Genomic DNA, 24,170 nt, shown 5'->3' with positions numbered 1-24,170 from the left:
CGTCCTGATGGGTGAGTTACCCGCGCGGCTCAGGCCGCGTCTGCGTCTACGTTTGTGCGTACGTCCTGCGCTTCGAGGGCATCGAGTTGCGCGCGCTTCGGCAGCCCTTCGGAGTCGCCGATCACCTGCACGGCCAGCGCGCCGATGCGGTTGCCGCGCTCGACAGCCCGCGCAAGCGTGCGGCCTTCGAGCAACGCGGAGATCACGCCCACGGCAAAGCCGTCGCCCGCGCCCACCGTATCCACCACGCGCGCCACCGGCTGCGCTTTCACGACGCCCTGCCCGCCCTCGCTCGTAGCGTAGTAGGCACCCTGCGCACCGAGCTTCACGACCACGCCGCGCGCCCCGCGTGCGAGGTAGAAGCTCGCGATGCTCGCGGGGTCGTCGGAACCGGTCAGCACGAGGCCCTCGCTCACGCCCGGCAGCACCCAGTCGGCGTAAGTGGCGAGTTCGTTGAGCGTCGTCACCATTTCCTCGCGCGAGTTCCACAGCGTGGGGCGCAGGTTCGGATCGAAGGTGATCGTGCGCCCTGCCGCGCGCATTTCCCGTGCGAGCTTGAACGCGAGCTCGCGCGAGGTGGACGAGATCGCAGGAGCCACCCCGCTCAGGTGCAAATGCCGTGCACCGGTCACGTAGTCGCGCTCGAAATCGTACGGCGAGAGCCGGCTTGCCGCCGAGCCGCGCCGGAAGTACTCGATGGCGGGGTCGCTGCCGTCGTCGTTTTTCGACTTGAGCTGAAAGCCCGTGGGAAAACGCTCGTCGGTGCTCACGCAGCGCGCGTCGATGCCCTCCTGTGCGAGCACGTCGCGCACGAACTGGCCGAACGAATCGGCGCCCACGCGGCTCATCCAGCCCACCTTGAAGCCGAGGCGCGCGAGGCCCGTCGCGACGTTCAGTTCCGCGCCGGCCGCGCGCTTCGTAAAGTGCGCGACCTGCGCGAGCGGGCCGGTCTCGGTGGCGACGAACATCGCCATCGCTTCGCCGTAGGTTACGACGTCGAGAGATTCGGTCATGGGAGGCATTCCTGATTCGGGTCTTGAGGATAGGTCATGGACGGTTGCGCGCTCAGCCTCAGGCGCCGGCGAGCCAGGCGACATAGTGCGCGGCATCGGCGCCGGCGCACGCGGGATCGAAGGGAAACTCGATGCCGCGCGGCACATGGGGCGGCAGCAACGCGAGGGCGGCGCGGCACAGCGGATCGTCGGCGACCGGGGCGATCGCGTAGCGGCGCGCGCCTTCGCCCGCCACTGCCTTGCAGTGGATGTACTCGACGTACGGCGCCAGTGCCGCCGCAGCGAGCAGCGGCGGCTCGCCCGGCCACTGCCAGTTGCCGATGTCGAACGTCATGCCGATCGGGGTGCGGGATCCCGCCGTTTCGCGCAACACACCGAAAAGCGCGACGAACTGCGCGAGCGAGCCGCCCGCTTCGAGCTGGCCGTTCTCGACGACCACACGCAACGGGCTTTCCGCCTCGCCGGTTTCGGCCAGCACCGCGTTCAGGCGCTCGACCTGCGGATCGCCCGAAAAGCCGCCCAGTTGCAGTTTCACGAAGCGCGCACCCAGCAGGCGGCCGCAGTCGACGGCATCGCGCAGAGCGGCTTCGTCGAGCGTGCCCCGGGCGTCGTAAAGCGTGTCCGGCGTGGACCACACAGGCCACAGCCCCGCCCCCGCGATGGCCGCGCCGAGCGCATGCAGCGTGGCGGGCGACGCGTCGTCCATCAACTCGCGCCGCACTTCGAATGCCGCCGCGCCCGACTGGGCCGCCGCGACGATCCATGCCGCGTGACCGTCGCGCCGGATCGCCTCTACGCCAAACGCACTCGCCACGATTGCTACTTCTGCCATTGTCTTCGTCCTGCTTTGTCCGCTTTGTCCTGCTTTGTCCCATTACTGCCGGGCATCGCCGCCTTTTGGAACCGGTTCCATTTCCGGCCCGAAAAAAAGCGCCTGGGCGCCCGATCAATGCGCGGATAGTGCGCTGTTCGGTCTGGCCACGCTATCGTGGTAAGCCCTGGGTCGGTCCCTACGCGATTGCCCTTAATGGCCGCCCGCGTCAGGTTCGGCCAGACACAACTCGAAAAAACGTTGCGCGACACGCGAGGCTGCGCCCGCATGCGGCACGAGAATCGAGAAACGCCGCGCAAGCGGCTCAGGCCCGATACCGACCTGGCACAGCGCTCCGTCTTCATGGCGCATCGACATGGCCGAAACGAAACCGATGCCCATGCCCGCCCGCACGGCCTCCTTCACGCCCTCCACGCCCGCGATCTCAAGCGCCACGCGCATGGGCGCCCCCGCGCGCGCGAACGCACGCTCGACCAGCTGACGCACGCCCGAGCCGTCCTCGCGCAGCACGAGCGGATATTCGCCGAGCGCCGCGAGCGTCACGCGTTCTCCCGCCACCCCGCCCTCGACGCCACGCTGGCCAGCAAGCCGGACAGCGAGCGGATGCGCGCGCGGCATGATCGCCACGATTTCGTCCTCGTGCCAAGGCCGGACCACGGTGTCGGGCGGCAACTGCTCGCCCACCGGCCCTTCGACCAGCGCGATATCGAGCACCCCGAGCATGCCGACGACATCCGACGTATTGCCGCTCGTGGTTTCGAGCTTCACGTCCGGATAGCGCCGATGAAACGCGGCCACGAGATACGGCAGCCGATAGCTCGCCGGCGTCGTGCTCGCGCCGATGCGCAGCGTGCCGTGCTCGAGACCGCGCAGCGCGTCACGAAACGCATAGGCGTCGCGCCAGCTGTCGCGCAGCCGCGCGGCGTAGGCGGCCAGTTGCTCCCCGGTGGGCGTGAGGCGCACGCCGCGGCCGTCGCGCTGGTAGAGCGCCTCGCCGAATTCCTCCTGCAAGAGGCGCAACTGGCCCGACACCGCGGGTTGCGAGAGGTGCAGGGATTCGGCCGCCCGGCTGATGTTGCGGTGATCGGCGACGGCGGCGAATGTTATCAGTTGTTCCGGGGTCATGACTGTCAATTATCGGCTCAACTTATATATTACGTCACAAATCGCGATTTTTCATATCGATATATGTAAATTAGGATTAGCACATTCGTTCGTTACCCGATTCCCGCAGATTCACGCGACTCAAAAAGGCGATCATGTCCAGCTCATCGTCAACGACCCTTGCGCATCAACCGCCTTCCACAATCGGCCAGCTCAACGGCATCCTGTTCGTCGCACTGTTCGCCGCCGCCGTCACGCGGCTCGCGGCCGTGCCCGCCATTGCCAACCTGGGCCTGAGCCCGCTCATCGTCGGCATCGTCGCCGGGGCGGTCTACGGCAATGCGCTGCGCGACGGCATGCCCGAAAGCTGGGCGGCGGGCGTCAACTTCTCCGCGCGCAAGCTCCTGCGCATCGCCGTGGCCTTCTTCGGCCTGCGCGTGAGCCTTCAGGAAATCGCCCAGGTGGGCGTGCCGGGGCTCGTCGAATCGGTCGTGATCGTGGTGAGCACGCTTGCCATCGGCACCTGGGCCGGCATGAAGATCATGAAGCTCGACCGCGACACGGCCCTGCTCACGGCTGCCGGCAGCGCGATCTGCGGCGCGGCCGCCGTGCTCGCCTTCGAATCGACGCTGCAGTCGAAGCCGCACAAGAGCGCCATGGCCGTGGGCAGCGTCGTGCTGTTCGGCACGCTCTCGATGTTCCTCTACCCGGTGCTCTATCGCGCGGGCTGGCTCCATCTCGATACGCTCGGCGCCGGCCTCTTCTTCGGCGGCACGATCCACGAAGTCGCGCAGGTCGTCGGCGCGGCAAGCAACGTGAGCCCGGAAGCCACGCATATCGCCACCATCGTCAAGATGACGCGCGTGATGCTGCTCGTGCCGGTGCTGCTCGTGCTCGGCGTGTGGCTCCACCGCCCGGCGCGCAGCGCGAGCGCTCAGCATGGCCACGCCAGCAACAGTGGCCACATCGGCCACGGAGGCGCACGCAAGATCGCGGTGCCCTGGTTCGCGCTCGGCTTCCTCGCGCTCGTGGTGGTGAATTCGCTGCATATGCTGCCGGCTCCGGTCACGCAGACGGTCAATCTGCTCGACACCTTCGCGCTCACGATGGCCATGACGGCGCTGGGCATCGAAACCCGCATCTCGCAGATCCGCCAGGCCGGGCCGCGCGCGCTCACCACGGGGTTCATCCTCTATGTGTGGCTGATCGGCGGCGGGCTGGCGATCACCTGGGCCGTCGAACGTCTCTTCGCCTGACTTCGCTTCGCGGCATTCCCATCGGACCCACGGCGCGCATGCCCGCCCCGCCTCGATCCCGCCCTGGAGCGCCGGCCATGCCGGCGCCTCGCCCCGCCGCGCGCGGGGCTTTTTGCGTTTTCGCTGGCCCGCGCGGCCTGGCACGTCTTCAACAGGCGCGCGGGATGCGCGCGATACTGTTGCGTGCGGCCCGGTCCGCGGGCCGCGTCCGTCATGGCAAAGGGGCAACCGATGGCATACGAACTGTATTACTGGGACGGCCTGCAGGGCCGGGGCGAATTCGTGCGGCTGGCGCTGGAGGAAGCGCAGGCTCCCTATGTCGACGTGGCGCGCGGGGCGAAGGCCGATGGACAGGGCATCGGCGCGATGATGGCGCTGCTCGAGAGCCGCAGCACGCCGCATCCGCAGTCCGTGCCGCCCTTTGCGCCGCCGTTTCTCAAGGACGGCGATCTGATCGTGCCGCAGACGGCCAACATCCTGTTCTACCTCGCGCCGAAGCTCGGGCTCGCGCCGCGCGACGAGGGCTTGAGGTACGTGGCGAACGGCCTGCAACTGACGATCGCCGATCTCGTGACCGAGGTCCACGACACGCATCACCCGATCGCGAGCGGCCTCTACTACGAAGACCAGAAGGCCGAAGCGAAAGCGCGCGCCGCCGACTTCCTCGCGCACCGCATGCCGAAGTTCCTCGGCTACTTCGAGCGCGTGCTCGCACAGAATCCGGCAGGCCCGAAGCATATGGTCGGCAACGCGCTCACCTGCGTCGACCTGTCGATCTTCCAGATCGTCGAAGGGCTGCGCTATGCGTTCCCCAAGGCGACGAAGCCGCTCGCGGAGCGCTACCCCAATATCGTGGCGCTGCACGATGCCGTGGCCGTGCGCCCACACATCGCCGCGTATCTCGCCTCGCCGCGCCGCCTGCCGTTCAACGAAACCGGCATCTTCCGGCACTACCCGGAACTCGACAAAACCGCGCGCTGAGCCGCGCATACGGCCCAACCCCGGTTCCGCTTCTGGTTCCGCCTCGGCTTCCGGTCCGCACGGCGGCCGTCCCGGCGAGCGTCGCGAACCGGCGCGCCGAGCGGTCCCCCTTCGCCGTGTCTTTTCCTCGCCGCGCGCAATGCTATGCTTGCGCACGGCGCCGCTCATTCCCACTCACAGACTGCCCGCCGTGCTGTCATTCCTGCTGAAACTGCGCACTCGCGCCCGCGACCTCTTTCGTCTCTCAGACGCGCACACGATGCTCGTGTGGTCGGTCATCGTCGGCGTGGCGGGCGCGTTTGCGACCGTGCTGTTCCGCAAAGGCATCGCGCTGCTGCAGATCCTCTTCGTCGGCTACGAGGGCAGCTTCGTGGAGATGGCGCGCAGCCTGCCGTGGCACACGCGCATCTGGCTGCCGGCGGCGGGCGGCTTCGTCGCGGGATGCCTGCTGCTGTTCGCCAAACGCAAGGCACCGGGCGACGGCAACCGCCCGATCCACACCGACTATGTCGAGGCCGTCGCGATCGGCGACGGCGTGATGCCGGTCGGCAAGAGCCTCTGGCGCAGCGTCTCCTCGCTCTTCACGATCGCGAGCGGCGGCTCGATCGGCCGCGAAGGCCCGATGGTGCAACTCGCCGCGCTGGCCGCTTCGCTGATCGGCCGCTGGGGCCACTTCGATCCGCAGCGCCTGCGCCTGCTCGTCGCGTGCGGCGCGGCGGCCGGTATCACCTCGGCCTACAACGCGCCGATTGCGGGGGCCTTTTTCGTCACCGAAATCGTGCTCGGCTCGATCGTGATGGAGAGCTTTGGGCCGATCGTCGTGTCGTCCGTGGTCGCCAACATCACCATGCGCGAGTTCGCGGGCTACCGGCCGCCCTACGAAATGCCCGTGTTTCCGCCGGTCGCGGGCCCGGAGGTTCTGCTCTTCGTTGCGCTCGGCCTCCTGTGCGGGCTGCTCGCGCCGCAGTTCCTGGGCCTTCTCGACATCACGAAATCGGGCTTCGCGCGCGTGAAACTGCCGCTGCCGGTCAAGCTCGCGGCGGGCGGCCTCGTGTGCGGCGTCCTCTCGGTCTGGACGCCCGAGGTGTGGGGCAACGGCTATAGCGTCGTCAACTCGATCCTCCATTCGCCGTGGACCTGGACCGCGCTCGCCACCGTGCTCGTCTTCAAGCTCCTCGCCACCGCGGCAACGGTGGGCTCCGGGGCCGTGGGTGGCGTGTTCACGCCGACGCTCTTCATGGGCGCCGTGCTCGGCTGCCTGTTCGGCCAGGGCGTGCATGCGCTGTGGCCGCACGGCACCTCGGCACCCTTCGCCTACGCGATGGTGGGCATGGGCGCCTTCCTCGCGGGCGCGACCCAGGCGCCGCTGATGGCGATCCTCATGATCTTCGAGATGACGCTCAGCTATCCGGTCGTGCTGCCGCTCATGCTTTCGTGCGTGGTCGCGTACTTCGTGGCGCGCGCGACGGGCAAGGCCTCGATGTACGAAATCACCTTGCAGCGCAATCGCGAAGAAGAGGAGCGCATGCGGCTGCGCGCGACGCAGATGCGCGCCTTGATCCGCCCCGCCGACACCGTCGTGCGCGCCGACGCCACGGTGCCCGAGATGACGCGCGTCTTCCTCGAATACCCGGTGAAGTACCTGTACGTCACCGACGATGCGGGGCACTTCCTCGGCGCCGTCTCGCTCGCGGACATCACCTCGGACCTGCTGCAAAAGCGCGACACCACGAACAAGCGCGCCGCCGACTACGTGCAGATGCCGTTCCATACGCTCACGCCCGATATGTCGCTCGCGGCGGGCCTGCAGCACTTCATGGCGTTTCGCGGCGAGCGTCTGCCCGTGATCGAGAGCGCGCAGCAGCCGACGCTCGCGGGCGTGGTGTACAAGACCTCGCTGCTCGACGCCTATCAGCGCATGACGCCCGACCGCTAGCGCGGCGGCGCGAGGCGCTGTGCTGTGCTGTGCTGTGCTGCCGGGCGCCTGACGCCGGCGCCGTCAGAACCGGAAACCCGATCGCCGCCCGTCAGAACCACTAGAAACACGCCGAAACAAAAATTTTCGCGCGTTCTGTACGCGTTCCGGCATTTGCTGCCATTATGGAATCCTCGCATTCGTCTTTCGCACGCACCGGCAGCTTTCGGTCGCCTGCACCCGAACGACACGATGCGGCGCGCGGTCCGGACGCGGACGGCGCGGCCGCCGCGCAGCGCCCGCCCGGGCACGGCACGGCGCTTGCTGCGGTCCACGGGCCGCATGAGAGAGGAGGTCGAGCGATGAAAACCTCGACAGTGATGACCACCGTGCTGCTCTCGGCGTCGTGCTTCGCCGCGCCCGTGCACACGGCGCAGGAAACCCCGGTCGTTGCCGCGAATATTGCATTGCAGCAACACCTCAACGACGCCCCCGTCGCTCCGCCTGCCCCCGACGTGCCCGTCTCCGCCGCAAGCGGCGCGCAGCATTGGGAATACCTCACGCTGCCCAAGTCCCGGCAGCTCGACAAGACGATGACGCCGGAGCTGCACCTGCAGACCTGAGCCGCGCGCGGACACACAGCCGCGGCGGATTGCCGGGATTGGCTATGCTGGTGTCGCGACGCCATGGCGGCGCCGTTCGCTGCGCAAAGGACACTCTGCATGCCCGCTTCCCGTATTCCCGACGAACCCATCGACCTGCAATTCGCCGACGTCCTGCGCGAAGTGCGCTGGCCCGCCAACAAGGACGATCTCGTGGACGCCGCGCGCAGCGCCGGCGCGAGCAACGAGGTGCTGGCGATACTCGACGGCATGCCGGAGCAGGACTATCACGATGTCGCCTCGGTCACGAAGCTGATCGGCAGCAACTACGGTCCCGGGCTTGGCGCCTGACGAACGCCGCGCGAGCGGTTCAACTGTCGCGCCCGAACACCACCCGCGCAAAGAAGCGGCCCAGCACCGCCTCCACGACGGTGGGCGTGATGTGCTGCGGATCGGCTGTGGCGAGAAACTGCACACCGTCGCACAATCCGATCAGGCCGATCACAAGCTGGTCCGGTTCGAGCGGCATGGGCGTGCCGGTACGCGCAGAATATTCCTCGATATACGCGGCCAGCTGGTCGCGTTTTTCCTTCATGAAGGCATTGAAGCGCGTGCGAAAACGCGCGTCGCGGGCGGCCAGCAGCTTCGCCTCCACCCACAGCAGAAACGTCTTGTTGTCGAGCGCCATGCGGCTGTAGTAGCCCGTCACGCGCGCTTCCATCTCCTCGCGCGAAATCTCGGCCTCGAAGATCGCCCGCAGGTCCGCCTGCATCGCCTCGTGGTCGCGCCGCAGCAGCTCGACGAGCAGTTCCGCCTTGCTGCCGAAGTTCGAATAGAACGCCCCGCGCGTATAACCCGCCGCGAGCGCGATGTCCTCCACGCTCGCGCCCACGAAGCCCTTTTTCATGAACATGGCGTGCGCGGCGTCCAGCAGACGCTCGCGCGTCTGGTCACGGCTCTGCTCGCGGGTCAGTCGGATACGGTTCATGGCGGGAGTCTAGCACTGAAACATTCCTCGAATTCAATTTTGCATCCAGATACAGTACTGTATTAGAATTCACGACATCATCTGCAGCAATCGATGCCCAGGCGGGTCAGCGCGAGCCGGGCCTTGCGGCGCCGCGTCAGGCCGGCATGCCGCGCGTCACTTCCAGCACCTGGCGTGCATGCCTGGCAAGTCGAGGTCCATGTGAATCGTTGCGGTCGTGGCGCGTCGGGCAAGATGCGTCGGCAGTCCAGTGGGTCATCGGGGCGCTGGCGCCGCCTCGCCGGTCTCGTTTCCCTGTGCAGCATCGCTGTCCTCGCCGCCTGCGGCAAGGAGGCCGCGCCGCCCGAAGCGCCGCGTCCGGTCGTCTCCCTGATCGTGCACCCCGATGGCGACGGCGCGCGCGCCGTCTACCCCGGCGATATCGAAGCGCGTTACTCCACCCCGCTCTCGTTCCGCGTGGCCGGCAAGATCGTCGAGCGCGACGTGCGCCTGGGCGACACCGTCAAACCCGGCCAGGTGGTCGCGAAGCTCGATCCGTCCGATTTCGACAAGAACGCGGCCAGCGCCGCCGCGCAGCTCGAAGCGGCCCAGCACAACTACACGTTCGCGAAACAGCAGCTCGACCGCGATACGGCTCAGGCCGCCGCCAACCTGATCGCCCGCGCGCAATTCGAGCAGACGCAAAACGCGTACGCTTCCGCGCTTTCGCAGCGCGATCAGGCCCAGCAGCAACTCGCTCTCGCGCAGGACCAGCGCCGCTATACCCAGCTCGTGGCCGATCACGCGGGCGTCATCACCGCCGAAAACGCCGATACCGGCCAGAACGTGCAGTCCGGCCAGCCTGTCTATCAGCTCGCGTGGTCGGGTGCCGTCGATGTGGTGTGCGATCTGCCCGAAGCGGCCATCGCAGGCCTGGCCATCGGCCAGAACGCCCAGGTGAGCCTGCCCGCCCAGCCCGGCAAGACCTACACGGCGCAGGTGCGCGAACTCGCGGCCGCCGCCGATCCGCAAAGCCGCACCTGGCGCGTGAAGCTCACGCTCGCCGATCCGGACGCCAGCGTGCGCCTCGGCATGACCGCCAACGTCTCGATCGCGGCGAACCATCCCGCCGAGGGCGGCGCATTCACGATTCCGGCCACGGCGCTCTTCCACGACGGCAACGCGCCCGCGCTCTGGATCGTTCACCAGCCGGACAACGTGCTGCAGCTGCGCCGCGTTTCGGTCTCGCGCTACGACGCGCGCACGATCACCGTGACGGGCGGCCTTGCCGACAACGAGCGCATCGTCGTGCAGGGCGTGCATACCGTCACCGCCGGCGAGAAGGTGCATCCGGTGCCCCCGCTCCATCCCGAGGACTTCGCGTCATGAGCCACGTCCCAGGCTCCGATCACGAAGAGGGGCGCTTCAACCTGTCGGCGTGGGCGTTGCGGCATCAGGCGCTGGTGATCTTCCTGATCGCGCTCGCGACGATCTTCGGCGCCCTCTCCTATACACGTCTTTCGCAGTCCGAAGATCCTCCCTTCACCTTCCGGGTGATGGTGATCCAGACCTTCTGGCCCGGCGCGAGCGCGCGCCAGGTCGAGGACGAGGTGACCACGCGCATCGGCCGCAAGCTCCAGGAAACGCCCTATATCGATTTCCTGCGCAGCTATTCGCGGCCCGGCGAGTCGCTCGTGTTCTTCACGATGAAGGACTCGGCGCCCGTGAGCGAAGTGCAGCCCACGTGGTACCAGGTGCGCAAGAAGGTGGGCGACATCGCCGCCACGCTGCCGCCCGGCGTGCAAGGGCCGTTCTTCAACGACGAGTTCGGCGACGTCTACACCAACATCTACACACTCGAAGGCGACGGCTTTTCGCCCGCCCAGCTGCACGACTACGCCGACAACCTGCGCGAAGAACTGCTGCGCGTGCCCGATGTCGGCAAGGTCGATTATTTCGGCGACCCGAACCAGCACATCTACATCGAGATCCCGAACACGCAGCTCACGCGCCTCGGCATCTCGCCCACGCAGCTCGGCCAGGTGATCGGCGCGCAGAACAGCGTCTCGCCCGCCGGCACGCTGACCACATCCGACGACCGCGTATTCGTGCGCCCGAGCGGCCAGTTCAAGGATGTTCAGGCGCTGGCCGATACGCTGATCCGCGTGAACGACCGCACCTTTCGCCTCGGCGATATCGCCACGATCCGGCGCGGCTACGACGACCCGCCCGCCACGCAGATGCGCTACGACGGCAAGGCAGCGCTCGGCATCGGCATCACCATGCAACCCGGCGGCGACGTGATTCGCCTCGGCAAGGCGCTCGATGCGCGCGTGGCGCAGTTGCGCGCCGGCCTGCCCGCGGGCCTGAAGCTCGTCGAGGTGTCGAGCATGCCGAACGCGGTCTCGCATTCGGTGGACGACTTCGTCGAAGCCGTGGCCGAAGCGGTGGGCATCGTGCTGCTCGTGAGTCTCGTCTCGCTCGGCGTGCGCACCGGCATGGTGGTGGTCATCACGATCCCGATCGTGCTGGCCGTCACCTCGCTCGTGATGTATCTCTTCGACATCGGGCTGCACAAGGTCTCGCTCGGTACGCTCGTGCTCGCGCTCGGCCTGCTCGTGGACGACGCCATCATCTCCGTCGAAATGATGGCCGTGAAGCTCGCCCAGGGCTGGGATCGCACGCGCGCCGCGGCCTTTGCGTACACCAGCACGGCGTTCCCCATGCTCACGGGCACGCTCGTGACCGTTGCGGGCTTCCTGCCCATTGTGCTCGCGAAATCGAGCACGGGCGAATACACGCGCTCGATCTTCCAGGTCTCCGCGATTGCGCTGATCGCCTCGTGGTTCGCGGCCGTGGTGCTGATCCCGCTGCTCGGCTACCGCCTGCTGCCCGAGCGCAAGCGCGCCGAACACGAGCCGGACGGCCACGAGCACGACATCTACGACACCCGCTTCTATCACCGCCTGCGCCGCTGGATCGGCTGGTGCATCGAGCGCCATCTGATCGTGCTCGCGCTCACCATCGGGTTGTTCGTGGTCGCCCTGCTCGGCTTCACGCTCGTGCCCCAGCAGTTCTTCCCGAGCTCCGACCGGCCCGAACTGCTGGTCGACGTGCGCCTGCCCGAAGGCGCCTCGTTCGATGCCACGCTGCGCCAGGCGAAGCAGCTTGAAATCGCGCTCAAGGGGCGCCCCGAGATCGATCATTCGATCGACTTCGTGGGCACCGGGGCGCCGCGCTTCTATCTGCCGCTCGATCAGCAACTGCAGCAGCCCAACTTCGCGCAGTTCGTCATCACGGCGAAGTCGGTGAAGGACCGCGAAAAGCTCGCTACGTGGCTCGAAACGAAACTGCGCAACGATTTCCCGGCGATCCGCACGCGCCTCTCGCGTCTCGAGAACGGGCCGCCCGTGGGTTATCCCGTGCAGTTCCGCGTGAGCGGCGACGACATCGCCACGGTGCGCAGCATCGCCGAGCGCGTGGCCGCGACGATGCGCGACGACCCGCGCACCGAGAACGTCAACTTCGACTGGGACGAGCCCGCCGAGCGCTCGCTGCGCTTCGAGATCGACCAGCAGAAGGCGCGCGCGCTGAACGTCTCTTCGGAGGACGTCGCCAACTTCCTGCAGATGACGCTCTCGGGCTACACCGTCACGCAGTATCGCGAGCGCGACAAGCTCATCAGCGTCGATCTGCGCGCGCCGCCCGCGGAACGCGTCGATCCCGCGCACCTGCTGACGATGGCAATGCCCACGCCCAACGGACCCGTGCCGCTCGGCTCGCTCGGCCATCTCGTGAACGACCTCGAATACGGCGTCATCTGGTCGCGCGACCGGCAGCCCACCATCACCGTGCAGTCGGACGTGAAGGCCGGCGCACAGGGCATCGACGTGACGCATGGCGTGCAGAAAAAGCTGGAGTCGATTCGCGCGTCGCTACCCACGGGCTATCGCATCGAAGTGGGCGGCTCGGTCGAGGAAAGCGAGAAGGGGCAGGCTTCGATCTTCGTGCAACTGCCGATACTCGTGGTCGCGGTGCTCACGCTCCTGATGATCCAGCTGCAAAGCCTCTCGCGCACGATGATGGTGGTGCTGACCGCGCCGCTTGGCCTGATCGGCGTGGTGCTCGCGCTGCTGCTCTTTCACGAGCCGTTCGGTTTCGTGGCGATGCTCGGCGTGATTGCGATGTTCGGCATCATCATGCGCAACTCGGTGATACTCGTGGACCAGATCGAGCACGACATTCGCGAGGGGCACAAGCGCTTCGACGCGATCGTAGGCGCAACGGTGCGGCGCTTCCGGCCCATCACGCTCACGGCCGCGGCCGCGGTGCTCGCGCTGATTCCGCTCTTGCGCTCGAACTTCTTCGGACCGATGGCCACGGCGCTCATGGGCGGCATCACGAGCGCCACCGTGCTCACGCTGTTCTATCTGCCCGCGCTCTACGCGATGGCGTTCCGCGTGCGCAGCAGCGAAACCGACGAACCGGGCAACGCCGGCTCCCATGCGGAGAATGCATCATGAGCAGGACGAACGGATCCGCGAGGCCGATCGAACGAAACGCCTTTGCCCCGGTGCGAGCGGCGCCGCGCACGCTTGCCTTCGCATGGGTCGCCGCATTTGCCACGCTGGGCCTTGGCGGCTGCGCGTGGGGCCCGAGCGGCGAAGCGCCTGCGATGCCGCAACCCGCCCACTACGGCGCCGCAGCTCAGCCGGCGCAGACCGTTGCGGCGCAAGGCGTCGCGCAACAGTTCGTCGTGGGGGCGAAGCCGGTACCGCAGTGGTGGGCGCTGTATCACTCCGACGCGCTGAACGCGCTCGTTGCGGAAGGCCTGCGCAACAGCCCCAACCTCGCCGCCGCCGACCACAGCCTGCAGGCCGCCCGCGAGCAGTTGCGCGGCCAGATCGGCAGCTCGATGCTGCCCACCGTCGATGCGCTCGGCACCGCGCAGCGCCAGCGCGGCCCCGGCATCCCGTCGCTGGGCGTCGACAAGGTCCAGTACGACGTTTTCGCAGGCCTCGTCGAAGTGCGCTACTCGTTCGACCTGTTCGGCGCCTCGCGCCTGAACAATGCCGCGGCCGCCTCGCGCGTGGACGTGCAGGCCTTCCAGTTCGAGGCGGCGCAACGTGCGCTCGCGGCGAACATCGTGACGGCCGCCATCGGTGCGGCCACGCTGCACGCGCAAGTCGATACGACGGAGCAACTCGTCGCGCTCGCCAACGCGCAGGCCGACGAGATGGCGAAGCGCTACGCGCTCGGCGCCGTCTCGCACACCGACCTGCTGAACGCGCAGCAAAGCGCGGCGTCGATTGCCACCAACCTGCCGGTCTTGCGCCAGCAACTGAGCACGACGCGCCACGCGCTTGCCGTGTTGCTGGGCCGCACGCCCGACGCCGCGCCGCCCGATCTCGACCTCGCGAGCCTGACACTGCCCGCGCAGGTGCCGGTGGTGGTGCCTTCCGACCTGCTGAAATCGCGCCCCGACATCGAGGCCGCCGACGCGACGCTCAAGGCCGCCGCCGCGGCCGTGGGCGCGGCGACGGCGCAGATGTTCCCGAGCATCACGCTTTCGGCGGGGCTCGGCCAGGGCGGGTTCTCGTGGCCGGTCGCGACTTCGGGCGCGGGCGCGCTGTGGGCCATCGGCGCGTCGCTCACCCAGCCGATCTTCCACGGCGGGGAACTCGTCGCGCAGCGGCGCGCAGCGCTGCAGTCATACGACGCGGCCAATGCCTCGTATCGCCAGACGGTGCTCGCAGCGTTCCAGAACGTAGCCGACCAGCTGGCTTCGCTCGAACACGACGCGCAGGCGCTCGATTCGTCGAGCCTTTCCGCGCGCACTGCCCAGGGCGTGTACGACGACACCAACGCGCGCTACCGGCTCGGCGCCGTGCCGTACTACGCGGTGCGGCAGAGCGAGCAGCAATGGCGCAACGCGCGGCTCGACGAGATTCGCTATCGCGGGCAGCGGCTTTCCGATACGGCAGCGCTGTTCCAGGCGATGGGCAATCCGCCGACCGCAGACGATGCGGCCGCGGCGGCACCTCGCGTGCAGTCGACATCGCAGGCTTCGAACTAACCCCAAGGTAGCCCCCAAGCAGCGGCGCTTCGAATCGCGCAGTATGATCGAAGCCGCCGCGCCCATTCCGGGCCGACCGCCTTGCACGGGACCGAGCGAGCACCATGTCCTCACCTGCCCTCGAATTCTGGTTCGACCTCGCCAGCAACTACAGCTACCTGAGCGTCATGCGCATCGAGGCAGCCGCGCAACGCGCGGGCGTCGCCGTTGCGTGGCGCCCCTTCCTGCTCGGACCGATTCTCGAAGCGCTGGGTTGGGAAGGACCGCCCTTCGTCGTGCAAAAGGAAAAAGGCGCCTATGTGATGCAGGACATGGAGCGCCAGTGCCGCAAATACGGCCTGTCGTGGCGCCGGCCCACGGTGTTCCCGCGCCGCGCGGTGCTGGCCACGCGCATTGCCGTGCTCGGCGAGGGCGAGCCCTGGCAGCACGACTGGTGCCGCGCGATCATGGTCCGCAACTACGGCGAGGACCGCGAGATAGATAGCGAAGAAGCCGTGAGCGACGTGCTCGAACGCCTGGGCTTGCCGGCACGGCACACTATCGATGCCGCTCTCGGCGAACCCAATCGCCAGCGGCTGCGCGAAGCCACGCGGGAAGCCCAGGCCCGTGGAATTTTCGGCGCGCCAACCTTCTTCGTCGGCGACGCCATGTACTGGGGCAATGACCGCCTGGAGGACGCGCTCGAAGCAGCGCGCGCAAACGGCCCCACCTGAACCGTCGCTGGACTCTGCGCAGCCATTACGCCAAATACATCGGATTCCGAACGATTCCGGGATCCAATTTCCAGCGTACAAAAAAACACGGCGCGTCCACTGGAACGCGCCGTGCCGTTAAACCGCGAAACCGCTACGCAATATCAGGGCTTGTTCGTCTCGAACAGGTTCATGATCTGCTGCTTCTCGCTCGACGTCACGTCGGGCGGCGTCATCCCGCCCGGCCCCACGCCGCCCACCGCATCGCTTGCGTCGCTGGCGCCGCCCGCCGGGCTCGCCGAATCGAGGCCGATGCTGGAGACGAAGCCGTTGCCCGGCGTCATGTCGCTGTAGTACAGCTCGCCGTCGATGGTCGTGATGCCGTCGGGCACGGCCGGCTCCTGCTGCGGCACGCCGCGCAGCGCGTGCTGCATGTACTCCACCCAGATCGGCAGCGCGAGCTGCGCACCGAATTCGCGGCTGCCGAGGCTCTTCGGCTGGTCGTAGCCCATCCACGCCACCGCGACGAGCGAGCGCTGATAGCCGGCGAACCAGCCGTCCTTGGCGTCGTTGGTCGTACCGGTCTTGCCCTGCAGGTCGTCGCGATGCAGGACGTTGGTGCCCGCGCCCGTACCGCCCGTGGCCACCGAATGCAGCAGGCTGTTCATGATGTACGCGTTGCGCGGCGAGATCGCCTGCGGCGCGTTCTGGCCCGCGACGAGCGGCTGCGCACGCAGGACCGGCTGGCCGCGCGCATCGTCCACTTCGGCGATCAGATACGGATTGATGCGATAGCCGCCGTTCGCAAATACCGAGTAACCGCCCGCCGACTGCAGCGGCGTGACGAGACCCGCGCCCAGCGCCATCGGCAGATACGGCGGCGTCTTGTCCGCGTCGAAGCCGAAGCGCTGCGTCACGTAGTCCTGCGCGTACTTGGTGCCGATGTACGAGAGGATGCGGATCGAAACGAGGTTCTTCGACTTCATGAGCGCCGTGCGCATCGGCATCGGGCCCTCGGGCTGATCGTCGTCCTTCGGCTCCCACGCATCGCCGCCCGGCATGCTGGGCGGGAAGTACAGCGGCGCGTCGTTGATGATCGTCGCCGGTCCGAGGCCCTTTTCGAGCGAGGCCGAATAGATGAACGGCTTGAAGCTCGAACCCGGCTGGCGCCAGGCCTGGGTGACGTGATTGAACTTGTTCTTGTTGAAGTCGAAGCCGCCGATCAGCGCGCGAATCGCGCCGTCCTGCGGCGTGAGCGACACGAGCGCGCCCTCCACCTGCGGCAGCTGCGTGATCTGCCAGGTGCCCTTGTCGTCGGGGAACACACGCACGATCGAGCCCACGCGAATGCGCAGCGCCTGGGTCGCACGCGGCGAAAGACCGGCCGCCGCGAAGCGCAGTCCGTCGCCGGCGATCGACACCGTCGTGCCGTCGAGCAGTTGCGCCTTGACTTCCTTCGGATTCGCATCGGTGACGACGGCCGCGACGATTTCGCCGTTGTCGGGATGGTCGGTGAGCGCGTCCTCGATCGCCTGATCGCGGTCGTCGCCGTCCGCGGGCAGTTGCACGAAGCCTTCCGGCCCGCGATAGCCGTGGCGGCGCTCGTAGTCCATCACGCCCTTGCGCACCGCGAGATACGCGGCTTCCTGATCGGCGGAATCGATCGTGGTCGTGACCGTCAGGCCGCGCGTGTAGGTTTCGTCCTTGTACTGCGCGTACATCATCTGACGCACCATTTCGGCCACGTACTCGGCGTGCACGCTGTACTGGTTGTCCGCCGTCCGGGTCTGGATCGGCTCCTTGATCGCCTCGTCGTACTGCGCCTGGTTGATGTAGCCGAGATCCAGCATGCGCTTGAGGATGTACTCCTGGCGGATCTTCGCGCGATGCGGGTTGACGATGGGGTTATACGCGGACGGCGCCTTCGGCAGCCCCGCGAGCATCGCGGCCTGCGCGAGCGTGATGTCCTTCAGATCCTTGCCGAAGTACACGCGCGCCGCCGCCGAAAAGCCATAGGCCCGCTCGCCCAGATAGATCTGGTTCATGTACAGCTCGAGGATCTGGTCCTTCGTGAGCGCGCGCTCGATCTTGTACGCGAGCAGCATTTCGTAGATCTTGCGCGTGTAGGTCTTCTCGCTCGACAGGAAGAAGTTGCGCGCCACCTGCATCGTGATCGTGCTCGCGCCCTGCGAGGCGCCGCCGTGCATCAGGTCCGCAAAACCCGCGCGCAGGATGCCCACGAAGTCCACGCCGCCGTGTTCGTAGAAGCGGTAGTCCTCGATGGCGAGCACGGCCTTCTTCTGCACGTCCGGAATGTCCTGGAAGCGCACCAGCTGCCGGCGTTCCTCGCCGAACTCGCCGATCAGCACGTGATCGGCGGTGTAGATGCGCAGCGGCACCTTCGGCTGATAGTTGGTGAGCGCGTCGAGCGAAGGCAGTTGCGGCCCCATCACGACGAGCGCGTAACCCACGATCAGCGCGCCGACGACGATGAGCGTCGCGATCAGGCCGAAGAACCACAGCGCGATGGAACCGAAGATCGAGCGCCGACGCCCGTTGCCGCCACGGGACGTGGTCTGCCGCTCCGGCTGTTCCGGTCCGCGCGGGGATCCGTTGTTGAAGGAAGGCTCCCGATCGTTGCTCGGGTAATGCGGGGAAGGCGGTCGTTTGATGATAGGCATGACTGGAATGATTGACGCGTTATGCGCGCGCCCGGCTGCACGCGACGCGTCGCGCGCAAGGATCGTGGTCATGGCGTCATGGCGCCAATGCGGCGAGGCGGCTCGCACCGGCTGTCGCAACGCAGCCGGCAACGCCCCCGTCCGGCCGCGCGGCGCGCAGTGCGGCGCACCATCGCGCAATGTAACAGCGCATTCTAAATAAATCCACGCGCTGCGGGATGAGGTTTTTTTGTAAAAATTTCCTCGAAGAGGTCTTGCAGGAGGCTTTCCGGATGCGCGCGAACGCCGTTTACCGCACAAAAGGCGCCTCTTTGCGTCAATTGCGGCGTTCTTCGCAGAAGGTATCGGCGTCGTGCCGCAAGGCTTGCCGGAAAGCGGACGATACGGCCGGATCGCCAGCATATTCTTGCGCCGCCGCATGGTGCGGCGCGGACACCTAGCCGTTGCGCATCCCACCCGACGCCGTATGATGGACAGACTGCTGTACGCCCCGCCCGGGCGACACGCGGCTGTCACGCAACGGCCGCGCGAGCGGCAAGCGAGCCGCCGCCGGGACGGGACCCGAGGTCACCCGTTGCCGACCCCACGGCCAGCCGATCATGAACAAGCCCAGCGAACGCATCGTCGTTTTCGTCACGCCCGCGCAAAAGCGCGCGATCTCGGCTACGGCCGACGGACTCGGCATCAGCGTCAGCGAACTGATGCGCCGCGCCGTGATCGCCTTCAGCGCGACGAGCGACCAGGTGAAGGCCGCGAGCATCGTGGACCGGCTGAACGCCCCGCGCGAGCCCGATGCGCTCGCCCAGGTCCTGCGCCGCGCGGCGAAACCGCTGCGCAACGGCCGCGCGAGTGCGCTGCGCGCCGCTCCCGCGCCACTCGCCGACACCGAAGCCGCCGAGCAAGAGGATGGCACCTTGCTTGACGCGCAGGAGGGCCAGGACGCCACCGCAGACGCAAGCGATGTTCAACGTGACGCCGCGCTTCAGAACACAGACGCGCCCCGCGCAAATGGCGAAGCGCTGCCCGCAACGCATACCGCCGACCCGCATCTGGGCAACGCCGCACGCGAAATCGCCCAGGCCGTTGCCCGTCTTGCTGCTGAAACGAACGAGGCGGACGCAGGCGCCCTTTCCCCCGCCGCCCAACTCGAAGACGAAACGCCGCTGCAATCGCTCGGCAACGGCGCGTCGTTCGCGCGCGCGACGCATCCGCATGGCGACGCCGATGCGCGCCACGACGGCCACAACGGGGGTGCCCCCGAAGACGGCAAGTTCGCGTAGTACCTGCCGCGACGTGCCGCAGGCGCGCGGGCGAGCCAGCGGACCTTTAAGTCCCTTTTAAGCGACCCCGTGGTGTAATATCCGCGAGCAATAGCGCCCCGCGGCGCTTGCGGGCCAGGGGCAACCGGCATGAGGCAATCGCCGCAAAGTTTCGATTGCCCACTTGCAAACGCTACCTGGCGCCCCGATTTGCGCGCTGCATGCGCGGCCCATGCGATAAGCGCAACGGGCACGACGCCCACCACACGGGACGCGCATGCGCGCACCTCGGCCCATGACGGCCGATCTCAATTCACGGAGGAATTCATGTCGCTTTTTGACTCTGTTTCGCGCACGCTCAAGGGCCTCTTGAACGATGCCGCCGATTCGGTCCAGGATCCGTCGCGCGACGCCCGCCAGATCGTGCGCGAGCTCGACGACAGCATCGCGAAAGCGGAGAACTCGCTCGTCGAAATCCAGGCACAGGTCGCGACGCAGCAAAGCAAGCGCGACGTGGCCGCCGACAAGGCGAAGAAGTACGAAGACGGCGCGAAGCGCGCGCTGCAATCGGGCGACGAAGCGCTCGCACGCGAAGCGCTCGGCGCGCAGGCTACGGCCGAAGCCGAACGCGACGCGCTGGCCACCGAACTCGCGAAGCTCGAACCGTCGGTCGATCAGCTTAAGCAGCAGATCGACGACATGCGCCAGCGCCGCAACGACCTCAACGCGCGCTCGAACATCCTGCAGGCCAAGCAGCAGATCGCCCAGGCCAAGGACGTCGCGGCCACCGCGCTCGGCGGCATCGGCGGCAAGAATCTCTCGGCCGACTTCCAGAAGCTCGAAGACAAGGTCGCGCTGTCGAACGCACGCTCGGACGCGCGCCTGAACTCGGCGGACACGTCGAGCGGCAAGGCGCTCGACGACAAGCTCGCCGCGCTGAACAAGGGCCCCTCGGTGGACGACCGCCTCGAAGCCCTGAAAAAGCAGTTGAACACGCCGGCGCAGTAACGCGCCGGGGTGTCCGGAGACGGCGCCTCGCCTTGCCGCGCGCATGCCGGTGCGCGGCCCACGCGAGACGCCGTATCCTCATCCCGATCGTCATGGAGACGGGCGTCAAACCGCCCGGCTGCAACATGAAAAAGTTTCTCGTCGCTGCCTTCGCTTCGCTCGCGTTCGTGAGCGGCGCCGCCTTCGCGGTGCCGAGCGCCCAGCAGATCGAATCCGCCATGTCGCAAGGCGACTGGCAACGCGCGGATGCCGGCCTCGTCGAGGTCCTGCAGGCGCACCCGAACAACGCGCATGCGCACTATCTCTATGCGCAGGTGCTCAACCGCGAAGGCCGCTACGCCGACGCGCTCACCCAGGTCGAGCAAGCGAAATCGCTCGATCCGCAAATCCACTTCACGACGCCGCAGAACTTCGCGCGCGTTGAGGCGAAGATTCGCGCCGACGCCACGCGCACGGGTGCGGGTACAGGCGCCGTCGCCACCGGCAGCGCCGGCAATCCGTTCGCACAGCAAGGGCAGCAAGCCGCGCCGGCGCCGGTGGCCGAGCACCGCGGTCCGGGCATGGGGGCATGGATCGCCATTGCGATCGTGCTGGTGGGTATCGCGCTCGTGCTGCGCTGGACGCTGCGCCGCGCGAAGTCCTCCGAAGACGCAAAGGCCGGCGACGACCGCCGCGACCAGCTCAAGCGCGCCACCGAACTGCTCAACGGCGTGCGCTCGCTCAAGCTCGACGTGAAGCTCTCGACCGCGCCGGGCCACGAAGCGCTCGAAAAAGAAGTCGAAGGGCTCGAAACGCAGTTGCGCAGCCTCGTGGAAACGCTGTCGAACAGTGCGAACCCGGTCGCACCGTACCAGGTCGAGGATCTGGAGCGCCAGTTCGCAAGCCTCAAGGCGCGCGCCGAGGGCCGTCCCGATCCGAACGCGCAGCCGGCTCCGGCCGCGTCGCCGTACGGTAGCGACTCGCCCTACGCCCGCGAGGCCGATGCCGCTTTCGGCCGTCAGCAGCAGATGCCGTATCCGCCGCAACAGCCGCCGCAGGTCGTCGTGCAGCAAGGCGGCGGCGGCATGATGGGCGGCATGGGCGGCCTCCTGACCGGCGTGCTGCTGGGCGAAGCGCTGAACCAGGGCCGCGACCGCGTGATCGAACGCGACGTGTATGTGGACGACGATGGCCGCCGCGTTCCGCGCGACGGCGGCAACGGCAACAACGACGGCGGAGTGGACTTCGGCCAGGGCTCCAACAACTGGGACGACGGTTCCGGCGGTGGCGGCGTCGATATGGGCAGCAACGACAGCTCCGACGACTGGAGCAATTCGTAAGCGCGCGGCACGCGGTCGTGGCGGATAACACCGAATCGCCGCCGGGCGGCAGCCACGGATAACCGTCACGACGGGCTCCCTCGCGGAGCCCGTTTTCGTCCGGGCGCATGGCCATGCAAAGAACACCGGCGCCCCAAGGAATTTCACATGGCTTTACCTACCGGCCCCTCGCCGCGCATCGCGATCGTCGGCAGCGGCTTCGCCGGGATCGGCATGGCGATCCGTCTGCGACGCATGGGTCTCGATTCGTTCACGATCTACGAGGCCGCCGCGGATCTCGGCGGCACCTGGCGCGATAACGCCTATCCTGGCGCGGCCTGCGATATTCCTTCGCACCTCTACTCATTTTCTTTCGAGCCGAACCCGAACTGGACACGTGCCTTCGCACCCCAATGCGAGATCCTCGATTACCTGTGCCATTGTGCGCGCAAGTACGACGTCGAGCGCTTCATCGAATATCGGTCGCGCGTGATTGCCGCGCGCTTCGATGAACCGCACAGCGTCTGGCACATCGAGATCGAGCGCGATGGCGTCTCGCACACGATTGCCGCCGATCTGCTGATCGCGGCGAACGGCGCGCTCTCGCGCCCGTCCCTGCCCGATCTGCCGGGACTCGAACGCTTCGAAGGGACGCTCTTCCACTCGGCACGCTGGGACCACGACTACGACCTCGCGGGCAAGCGTGTCGGCGTGATCGGCACGGGTGCGAGCTCGATCCAGTTCGTGCCGCACATCCAGCCTCTTGTTGCGCAGCTTGCGGTATTCCAGCGCACCGCGCCGTGGATCATGCCGCGCCGCGACCACGCCATCGACGCACGCAAGCGCGCGCTTTACCGGCGCGTGCCGCTCGCCCAGCGTATGGCGCGCACGGCGGTGTATTGCCAGCACGAAGTGCGGGCGCTCGGTTTTGCCGTCGATCTGCGGCTTCTCAAGCAGCCCATGAAATTCGCGCGTGGTTATCTCGCGCGCAAGGTGCCGGACCCCGTCCTGCGTGCGAAGCTCACGCCCGACTACCTGCTGGGCTGCAAGCGCGTGCTGCTCTCGTCCGACTACTATCCGGCGATGGCGCAGCCCAACGTCGAGCTCGTCACCGACGCGATCCGCGAAGTGGTTGCCGACGGTATCGTCACGGCCGACGGCGCGCATCGCAAGTTCGACGCGCTCATCTGCGGCACCGGCTTCCAGGTCAACGACGTCGATACGCCCTTTCGCGTGACCGGCGTGGGCGGCGCGGACCTGGGCACAGCCTGGCGGCGCGACGGCCCCGAGGCGTATCTGGGCGCCACCATCGCGGGTTTTCCGAACCTGTTTCTGATCGTCGGCCCGAACACGGGGCTCGGCCACAACTCGATGATCTACATGATCGAGTCGCAGATACGCTACATCGCCGACTGCATCCGCGCATTGCAGCGCCGGGGCGCACGCACGATGCGCGTGCGGGCCGAGGTGCAGCGTGCATTCAATGCGGCCCTGCAGGAGCGGTTTGCACGCACCGTCTGGCAGTCGGGATGCCATAGCTGGTATCAGACGCGGCACGGCAAGAATACGTCGCTGTGGCCCGGATTCACCTTCGATTTCCGGCGCAGAACGCGCCGCGTGCGGGAAAGTGATTATGAGTTTGGGGGTTAGCGTTCCGGCCGCCCCGCATACACACGCGTCTCGTAGGCGAAGTTCACGCGACCTTGCTCCTGCGTTTCGTCGAATAGCACCCGCAGCGCGGCCAGCATCGGCGCGTGACGGGGGTCGCCCGCCTTCGGCGCATACGACGTGGACATCAGCCGCCCTTCCAGGCCCGCATAATCCAGCAGTTGCGCATTCGCAAAAACGCTCTTGCGCTCGTAGCCTTCGCCGAACCAGTCAGCCATGCCGGCGTCGTCCGGATAGCTCTCGGCGACGCTCGCATATTCCGGGCAATAGCGTTGCAGCAGCGCTTCATAGCCCGCGAGAAAGGGCGACCCCTCCAGCAGCCGGCTGTTCCAGAACAGGACGATCTGCCCGCGCGGCTTGAGGATACGCGCGAACTCGCGGCGCGTGGCGGCCTTGTCGAACCAGTGGAACGCCTGTGCCGCCGTCACGAGATCGACGCTCGCGGTATCGAGCGTCGTCGCTTCCGCCGTGCCCGCCACGCTGCGATAGCCCGGGTAGGACGCGAGCCACTGGTCGGCGGCGGCGCGCATCGCATCGTTGGGTTCGACGGCCACAACGGGATGGCCCGCATCGAGAAAGAGTTTCGCACTCAACCCGGTGCCCGCGCCGATGTCGGCCACCCGCGCCGACGGGCCGATGCCGCACTCGGCATGCACGAAGGTCGTCACTTCGCGCGGATAAGTCGGGCGGTACTTCACGTAGTCTGCAACCCGGTCGGTGAAGCGGCGGGTGGAATCGTCGGTCATCGTTTTCCCTTTGCCTGAAGCCCCTGCGTTCGCGCATGAGGTTCCTGTTCGACTACGCGCACGCGCGCGCGG

General features: G+C 67.4%; 19 protein-coding genes. 13 read left to right on the top strand and 6 right to left on the bottom strand.

All coding sequences use genetic code 11. The annotated features are described in order from the left end of the window. Positions 1-29 precede the first annotated feature (29 nt). The 3 genes from U5760_RS00585 to U5760_RS00575 all read right to left on the bottom strand — a co-directional run bounded on the left by U5760_RS00585 (position 30) and on the right by U5760_RS00575 (position 2,970). Positions 30-1,013 carry a sugar kinase gene (locus U5760_RS00585; protein ID WP_322008844.1) on the bottom strand — a complete coding sequence of 328 codons (984 nt, stop codon included), beginning with the start codon at positions 1,011-1,013 and terminating at the stop codon, positions 30-32. Positions 1,014-1,071: 58 nt separating this feature from the next. Beyond that, on the bottom strand, positions 1,072-1,845 hold the full coding sequence (locus tag U5760_RS00580) for a sugar phosphate isomerase/epimerase (protein ID WP_322008842.1): 774 nt from the start codon (positions 1,843-1,845) through the stop codon (positions 1,072-1,074). 192 nt (positions 1,846-2,037) lie between these two features. Next, positions 2,038-2,970: a LysR family transcriptional regulator gene (locus U5760_RS00575; RefSeq protein ID WP_322008840.1), complete on the bottom strand. Its 933-nt coding sequence runs from the start codon at positions 2,968-2,970 to the stop codon at positions 2,038-2,040. 134 nt (positions 2,971-3,104) lie between these two features. On the opposite strand from U5760_RS00575, the gene U5760_RS00570 reads away from it, so the two are divergent. The 5 genes from U5760_RS00570 to U5760_RS00550 all read left to right on the top strand — a co-directional run bounded on the left by U5760_RS00570 (position 3,105) and on the right by U5760_RS00550 (position 8,054). Next, positions 3,105-4,205 carry a YeiH family protein gene (locus U5760_RS00570; RefSeq protein ID WP_322008839.1) on the top strand — a complete coding sequence of 367 codons (1,101 nt, stop codon included), beginning with the start codon at positions 3,105-3,107 and terminating at the stop codon, positions 4,203-4,205. A 231-nt stretch (positions 4,206-4,436) separates the two neighbouring features. Continuing rightward, positions 4,437-5,186, top strand: a complete 750-nt coding sequence (locus U5760_RS00565; RefSeq protein ID WP_322008837.1) for a glutathione S-transferase — start codon at positions 4,437-4,439, stop codon at positions 5,184-5,186. Positions 5,187-5,376: 190 nt separating this feature from the next. Then, complete coding sequence (locus U5760_RS00560) at positions 5,377-7,122, top strand: ClcB-like voltage-gated chloride channel protein (protein ID WP_322008836.1); 1,746 nt, start codon at positions 5,377-5,379, stop codon at positions 7,120-7,122. A 341-nt stretch (positions 7,123-7,463) separates the two neighbouring features. After that, positions 7,464-7,724 (top strand): hypothetical protein, encoded by a 261-nt coding sequence (locus U5760_RS00555; protein ID WP_322008835.1) that lies wholly within the window; start codon positions 7,464-7,466, stop codon positions 7,722-7,724. A 99-nt stretch (positions 7,725-7,823) separates the two neighbouring features. After that, positions 7,824-8,054 (top strand): DUF2795 domain-containing protein, encoded by a 231-nt coding sequence (locus U5760_RS00550; RefSeq protein ID WP_322008833.1) that lies wholly within the window; start codon positions 7,824-7,826, stop codon positions 8,052-8,054. A gap of 19 nt (positions 8,055-8,073) precedes the next feature. Here the strand turns inward: U5760_RS00550 and U5760_RS00545 are convergent, their stop codons facing one another. After that, positions 8,074-8,691, bottom strand: coding sequence for a TetR/AcrR family transcriptional regulator (locus tag U5760_RS00545; protein ID WP_322008831.1), 618 nt, complete (start codon positions 8,689-8,691; stop codon positions 8,074-8,076). Between the two features lie 234 nt (positions 8,692-8,925). On the opposite strand from U5760_RS00545, the gene U5760_RS00540 reads away from it, so the two are divergent. The 4 genes from U5760_RS00540 to U5760_RS00525 all read left to right on the top strand — a co-directional run bounded on the left by U5760_RS00540 (position 8,926) and on the right by U5760_RS00525 (position 15,459). Continuing rightward, a complete protein-coding gene (locus tag U5760_RS00540) occupies positions 8,926-10,059 on the top strand; it encodes an efflux RND transporter periplasmic adaptor subunit (RefSeq protein ID WP_322009973.1) in 1,134 nt (377 codons plus the stop codon). Further along, positions 10,056-13,193: an efflux RND transporter permease subunit gene (locus U5760_RS00535; protein ID WP_322008829.1), complete on the top strand. Its 3,138-nt coding sequence runs from the start codon at positions 10,056-10,058 to the stop codon at positions 13,191-13,193. Before U5760_RS00540 ends, U5760_RS00535 begins: the two co-directional genes overlap by 4 nt. After that, positions 13,190-14,746 carry an efflux transporter outer membrane subunit gene (locus tag U5760_RS00530; RefSeq protein WP_322008827.1) on the top strand — a complete coding sequence of 519 codons (1,557 nt, stop codon included), beginning with the start codon at positions 13,190-13,192 and terminating at the stop codon, positions 14,744-14,746. The genes U5760_RS00535 and U5760_RS00530 overlap by 4 nt, the downstream gene beginning before the upstream one ends. A 104-nt stretch (positions 14,747-14,850) precedes the next feature. Beyond that, positions 14,851-15,459 (top strand): 2-hydroxychromene-2-carboxylate isomerase, encoded by a 609-nt coding sequence (locus U5760_RS00525; protein WP_322008825.1) that lies wholly within the window; start codon positions 14,851-14,853, stop codon positions 15,457-15,459. Between the two features lie 143 nt (positions 15,460-15,602). On the opposite strand, the gene U5760_RS00520 is transcribed toward U5760_RS00525, so the two are convergent. Continuing rightward, positions 15,603-18,119 carry a penicillin-binding protein 1A gene (locus tag U5760_RS00520; RefSeq protein ID WP_322008824.1) on the bottom strand — a complete coding sequence of 839 codons (2,517 nt, stop codon included), beginning with the start codon at positions 18,117-18,119 and terminating at the stop codon, positions 15,603-15,605. 599 nt (positions 18,120-18,718) lie between these two features. Here U5760_RS00520 and U5760_RS00515 point away from each other — a divergent pair. The 4 genes from U5760_RS00515 (at position 18,719) to U5760_RS00500 (ending at position 23,334) form a co-directional block, all read left to right on the top strand. Further along, positions 18,719-19,399, top strand: coding sequence for a hypothetical protein (locus U5760_RS00515; RefSeq protein ID WP_322008822.1), 681 nt, complete (start codon positions 18,719-18,721; stop codon positions 19,397-19,399). 306 nt (positions 19,400-19,705) lie between these two features. Continuing rightward, positions 19,706-20,386 (top strand): PspA/IM30 family protein, encoded by a 681-nt coding sequence (locus U5760_RS00510; protein ID WP_322008821.1) that lies wholly within the window; start codon positions 19,706-19,708, stop codon positions 20,384-20,386. Between the two features lie 125 nt (positions 20,387-20,511). Further along, positions 20,512-21,705 carry a tetratricopeptide repeat protein gene (locus U5760_RS00505; protein ID WP_322008820.1) on the top strand — a complete coding sequence of 398 codons (1,194 nt, stop codon included), beginning with the start codon at positions 20,512-20,514 and terminating at the stop codon, positions 21,703-21,705. A 147-nt stretch (positions 21,706-21,852) separates the two neighbouring features. Further along, entirely contained in the window at positions 21,853-23,334 is a 1,482-nt protein-coding gene (locus U5760_RS00500; protein ID WP_322008819.1) for an NAD(P)/FAD-dependent oxidoreductase, read from the top strand. Here the strand turns inward: U5760_RS00500 and U5760_RS00495 are convergent. Further along, the gene (locus U5760_RS00495; protein WP_322008818.1) at positions 23,331-24,098 is read right to left on the bottom strand and encodes a class I SAM-dependent methyltransferase; all 768 of its coding nucleotides are present in this window, start codon (positions 24,096-24,098) and stop codon (positions 23,331-23,333) included. The two genes, U5760_RS00500 and U5760_RS00495, sit on opposite strands and share 4 nt — an antisense overlap. Between the last annotated feature and the right edge of the window lie 72 nt (positions 24,099-24,170).

The sequence above is a fragment of the Paraburkholderia sp. J12 genome, from assembly GCF_905220215.1.
In the GTDB taxonomy this organism is placed as follows: domain Bacteria; phylum Pseudomonadota; class Gammaproteobacteria; order Burkholderiales; family Burkholderiaceae; genus Paraburkholderia.
This window is presented reverse-complemented; position numbering and strand designations above follow the sequence as displayed.

Excerpts from the sequence above, each read along its gene's own strand:
- U5760_RS00580 (WP_322008842.1), bottom strand. The coding sequence starts at position 1,845 with ATGGCAGAAGTAGCAATCGTGGCGAGTGCGTTTGGCGTAGAGGCGATC.
- U5760_RS00510 (WP_322008821.1), top strand. The coding sequence starts at position 19,706 with ATGTCGCTTTTTGACTCTGTTTCGCGCACGCTCAAGGGCCTCTTGAAC.
- U5760_RS00575 (WP_322008840.1), bottom strand. The coding sequence starts at position 2,970 with ATGACCCCGGAACAACTGATAACATTCGCCGCCGTCGCCGATCACCGC.
- U5760_RS00505 (WP_322008820.1), top strand. The coding sequence starts at position 20,512 with ATGAAAAAGTTTCTCGTCGCTGCCTTCGCTTCGCTCGCGTTCGTGAGC.
- U5760_RS00515 (WP_322008822.1), top strand. The coding sequence starts at position 18,719 with ATGAACAAGCCCAGCGAACGCATCGTCGTTTTCGTCACGCCCGCGCAA.
- U5760_RS00525 (WP_322008825.1), top strand. The coding sequence starts at position 14,851 with ATGTCCTCACCTGCCCTCGAATTCTGGTTCGACCTCGCCAGCAACTAC.
- U5760_RS00570 (WP_322008839.1), top strand. The coding sequence starts at position 3,105 with ATGTCCAGCTCATCGTCAACGACCCTTGCGCATCAACCGCCTTCCACA.
- U5760_RS00530 (WP_322008827.1), top strand. The coding sequence starts at position 13,190 with ATGAGCAGGACGAACGGATCCGCGAGGCCGATCGAACGAAACGCCTTT.
- U5760_RS00520 (WP_322008824.1), bottom strand. The coding sequence starts at position 18,119 with ATGCCTATCATCAAACGACCGCCTTCCCCGCATTACCCGAGCAACGAT.
- U5760_RS00500 (WP_322008819.1), top strand. The coding sequence starts at position 21,853 with ATGGCTTTACCTACCGGCCCCTCGCCGCGCATCGCGATCGTCGGCAGC.
- U5760_RS00495 (WP_322008818.1), bottom strand. The coding sequence starts at position 24,098 with ATGACCGACGATTCCACCCGCCGCTTCACCGACCGGGTTGCAGACTAC.
- U5760_RS00535 (WP_322008829.1), top strand. The coding sequence starts at position 10,056 with ATGAGCCACGTCCCAGGCTCCGATCACGAAGAGGGGCGCTTCAACCTG.
- U5760_RS00565 (WP_322008837.1), top strand. The coding sequence starts at position 4,437 with ATGGCATACGAACTGTATTACTGGGACGGCCTGCAGGGCCGGGGCGAA.
- U5760_RS00545 (WP_322008831.1), bottom strand. The coding sequence starts at position 8,691 with ATGAACCGTATCCGACTGACCCGCGAGCAGAGCCGTGACCAGACGCGC.
- U5760_RS00550 (WP_322008833.1), top strand. The coding sequence starts at position 7,824 with ATGCCCGCTTCCCGTATTCCCGACGAACCCATCGACCTGCAATTCGCC.
- U5760_RS00540 (WP_322009973.1), top strand. The coding sequence starts at position 8,926 with ATGCGTCGGCAGTCCAGTGGGTCATCGGGGCGCTGGCGCCGCCTCGCC.
- U5760_RS00585 (WP_322008844.1), bottom strand. The coding sequence starts at position 1,013 with ATGACCGAATCTCTCGACGTCGTAACCTACGGCGAAGCGATGGCGATG.
- U5760_RS00555 (WP_322008835.1), top strand. The coding sequence starts at position 7,464 with ATGAAAACCTCGACAGTGATGACCACCGTGCTGCTCTCGGCGTCGTGC.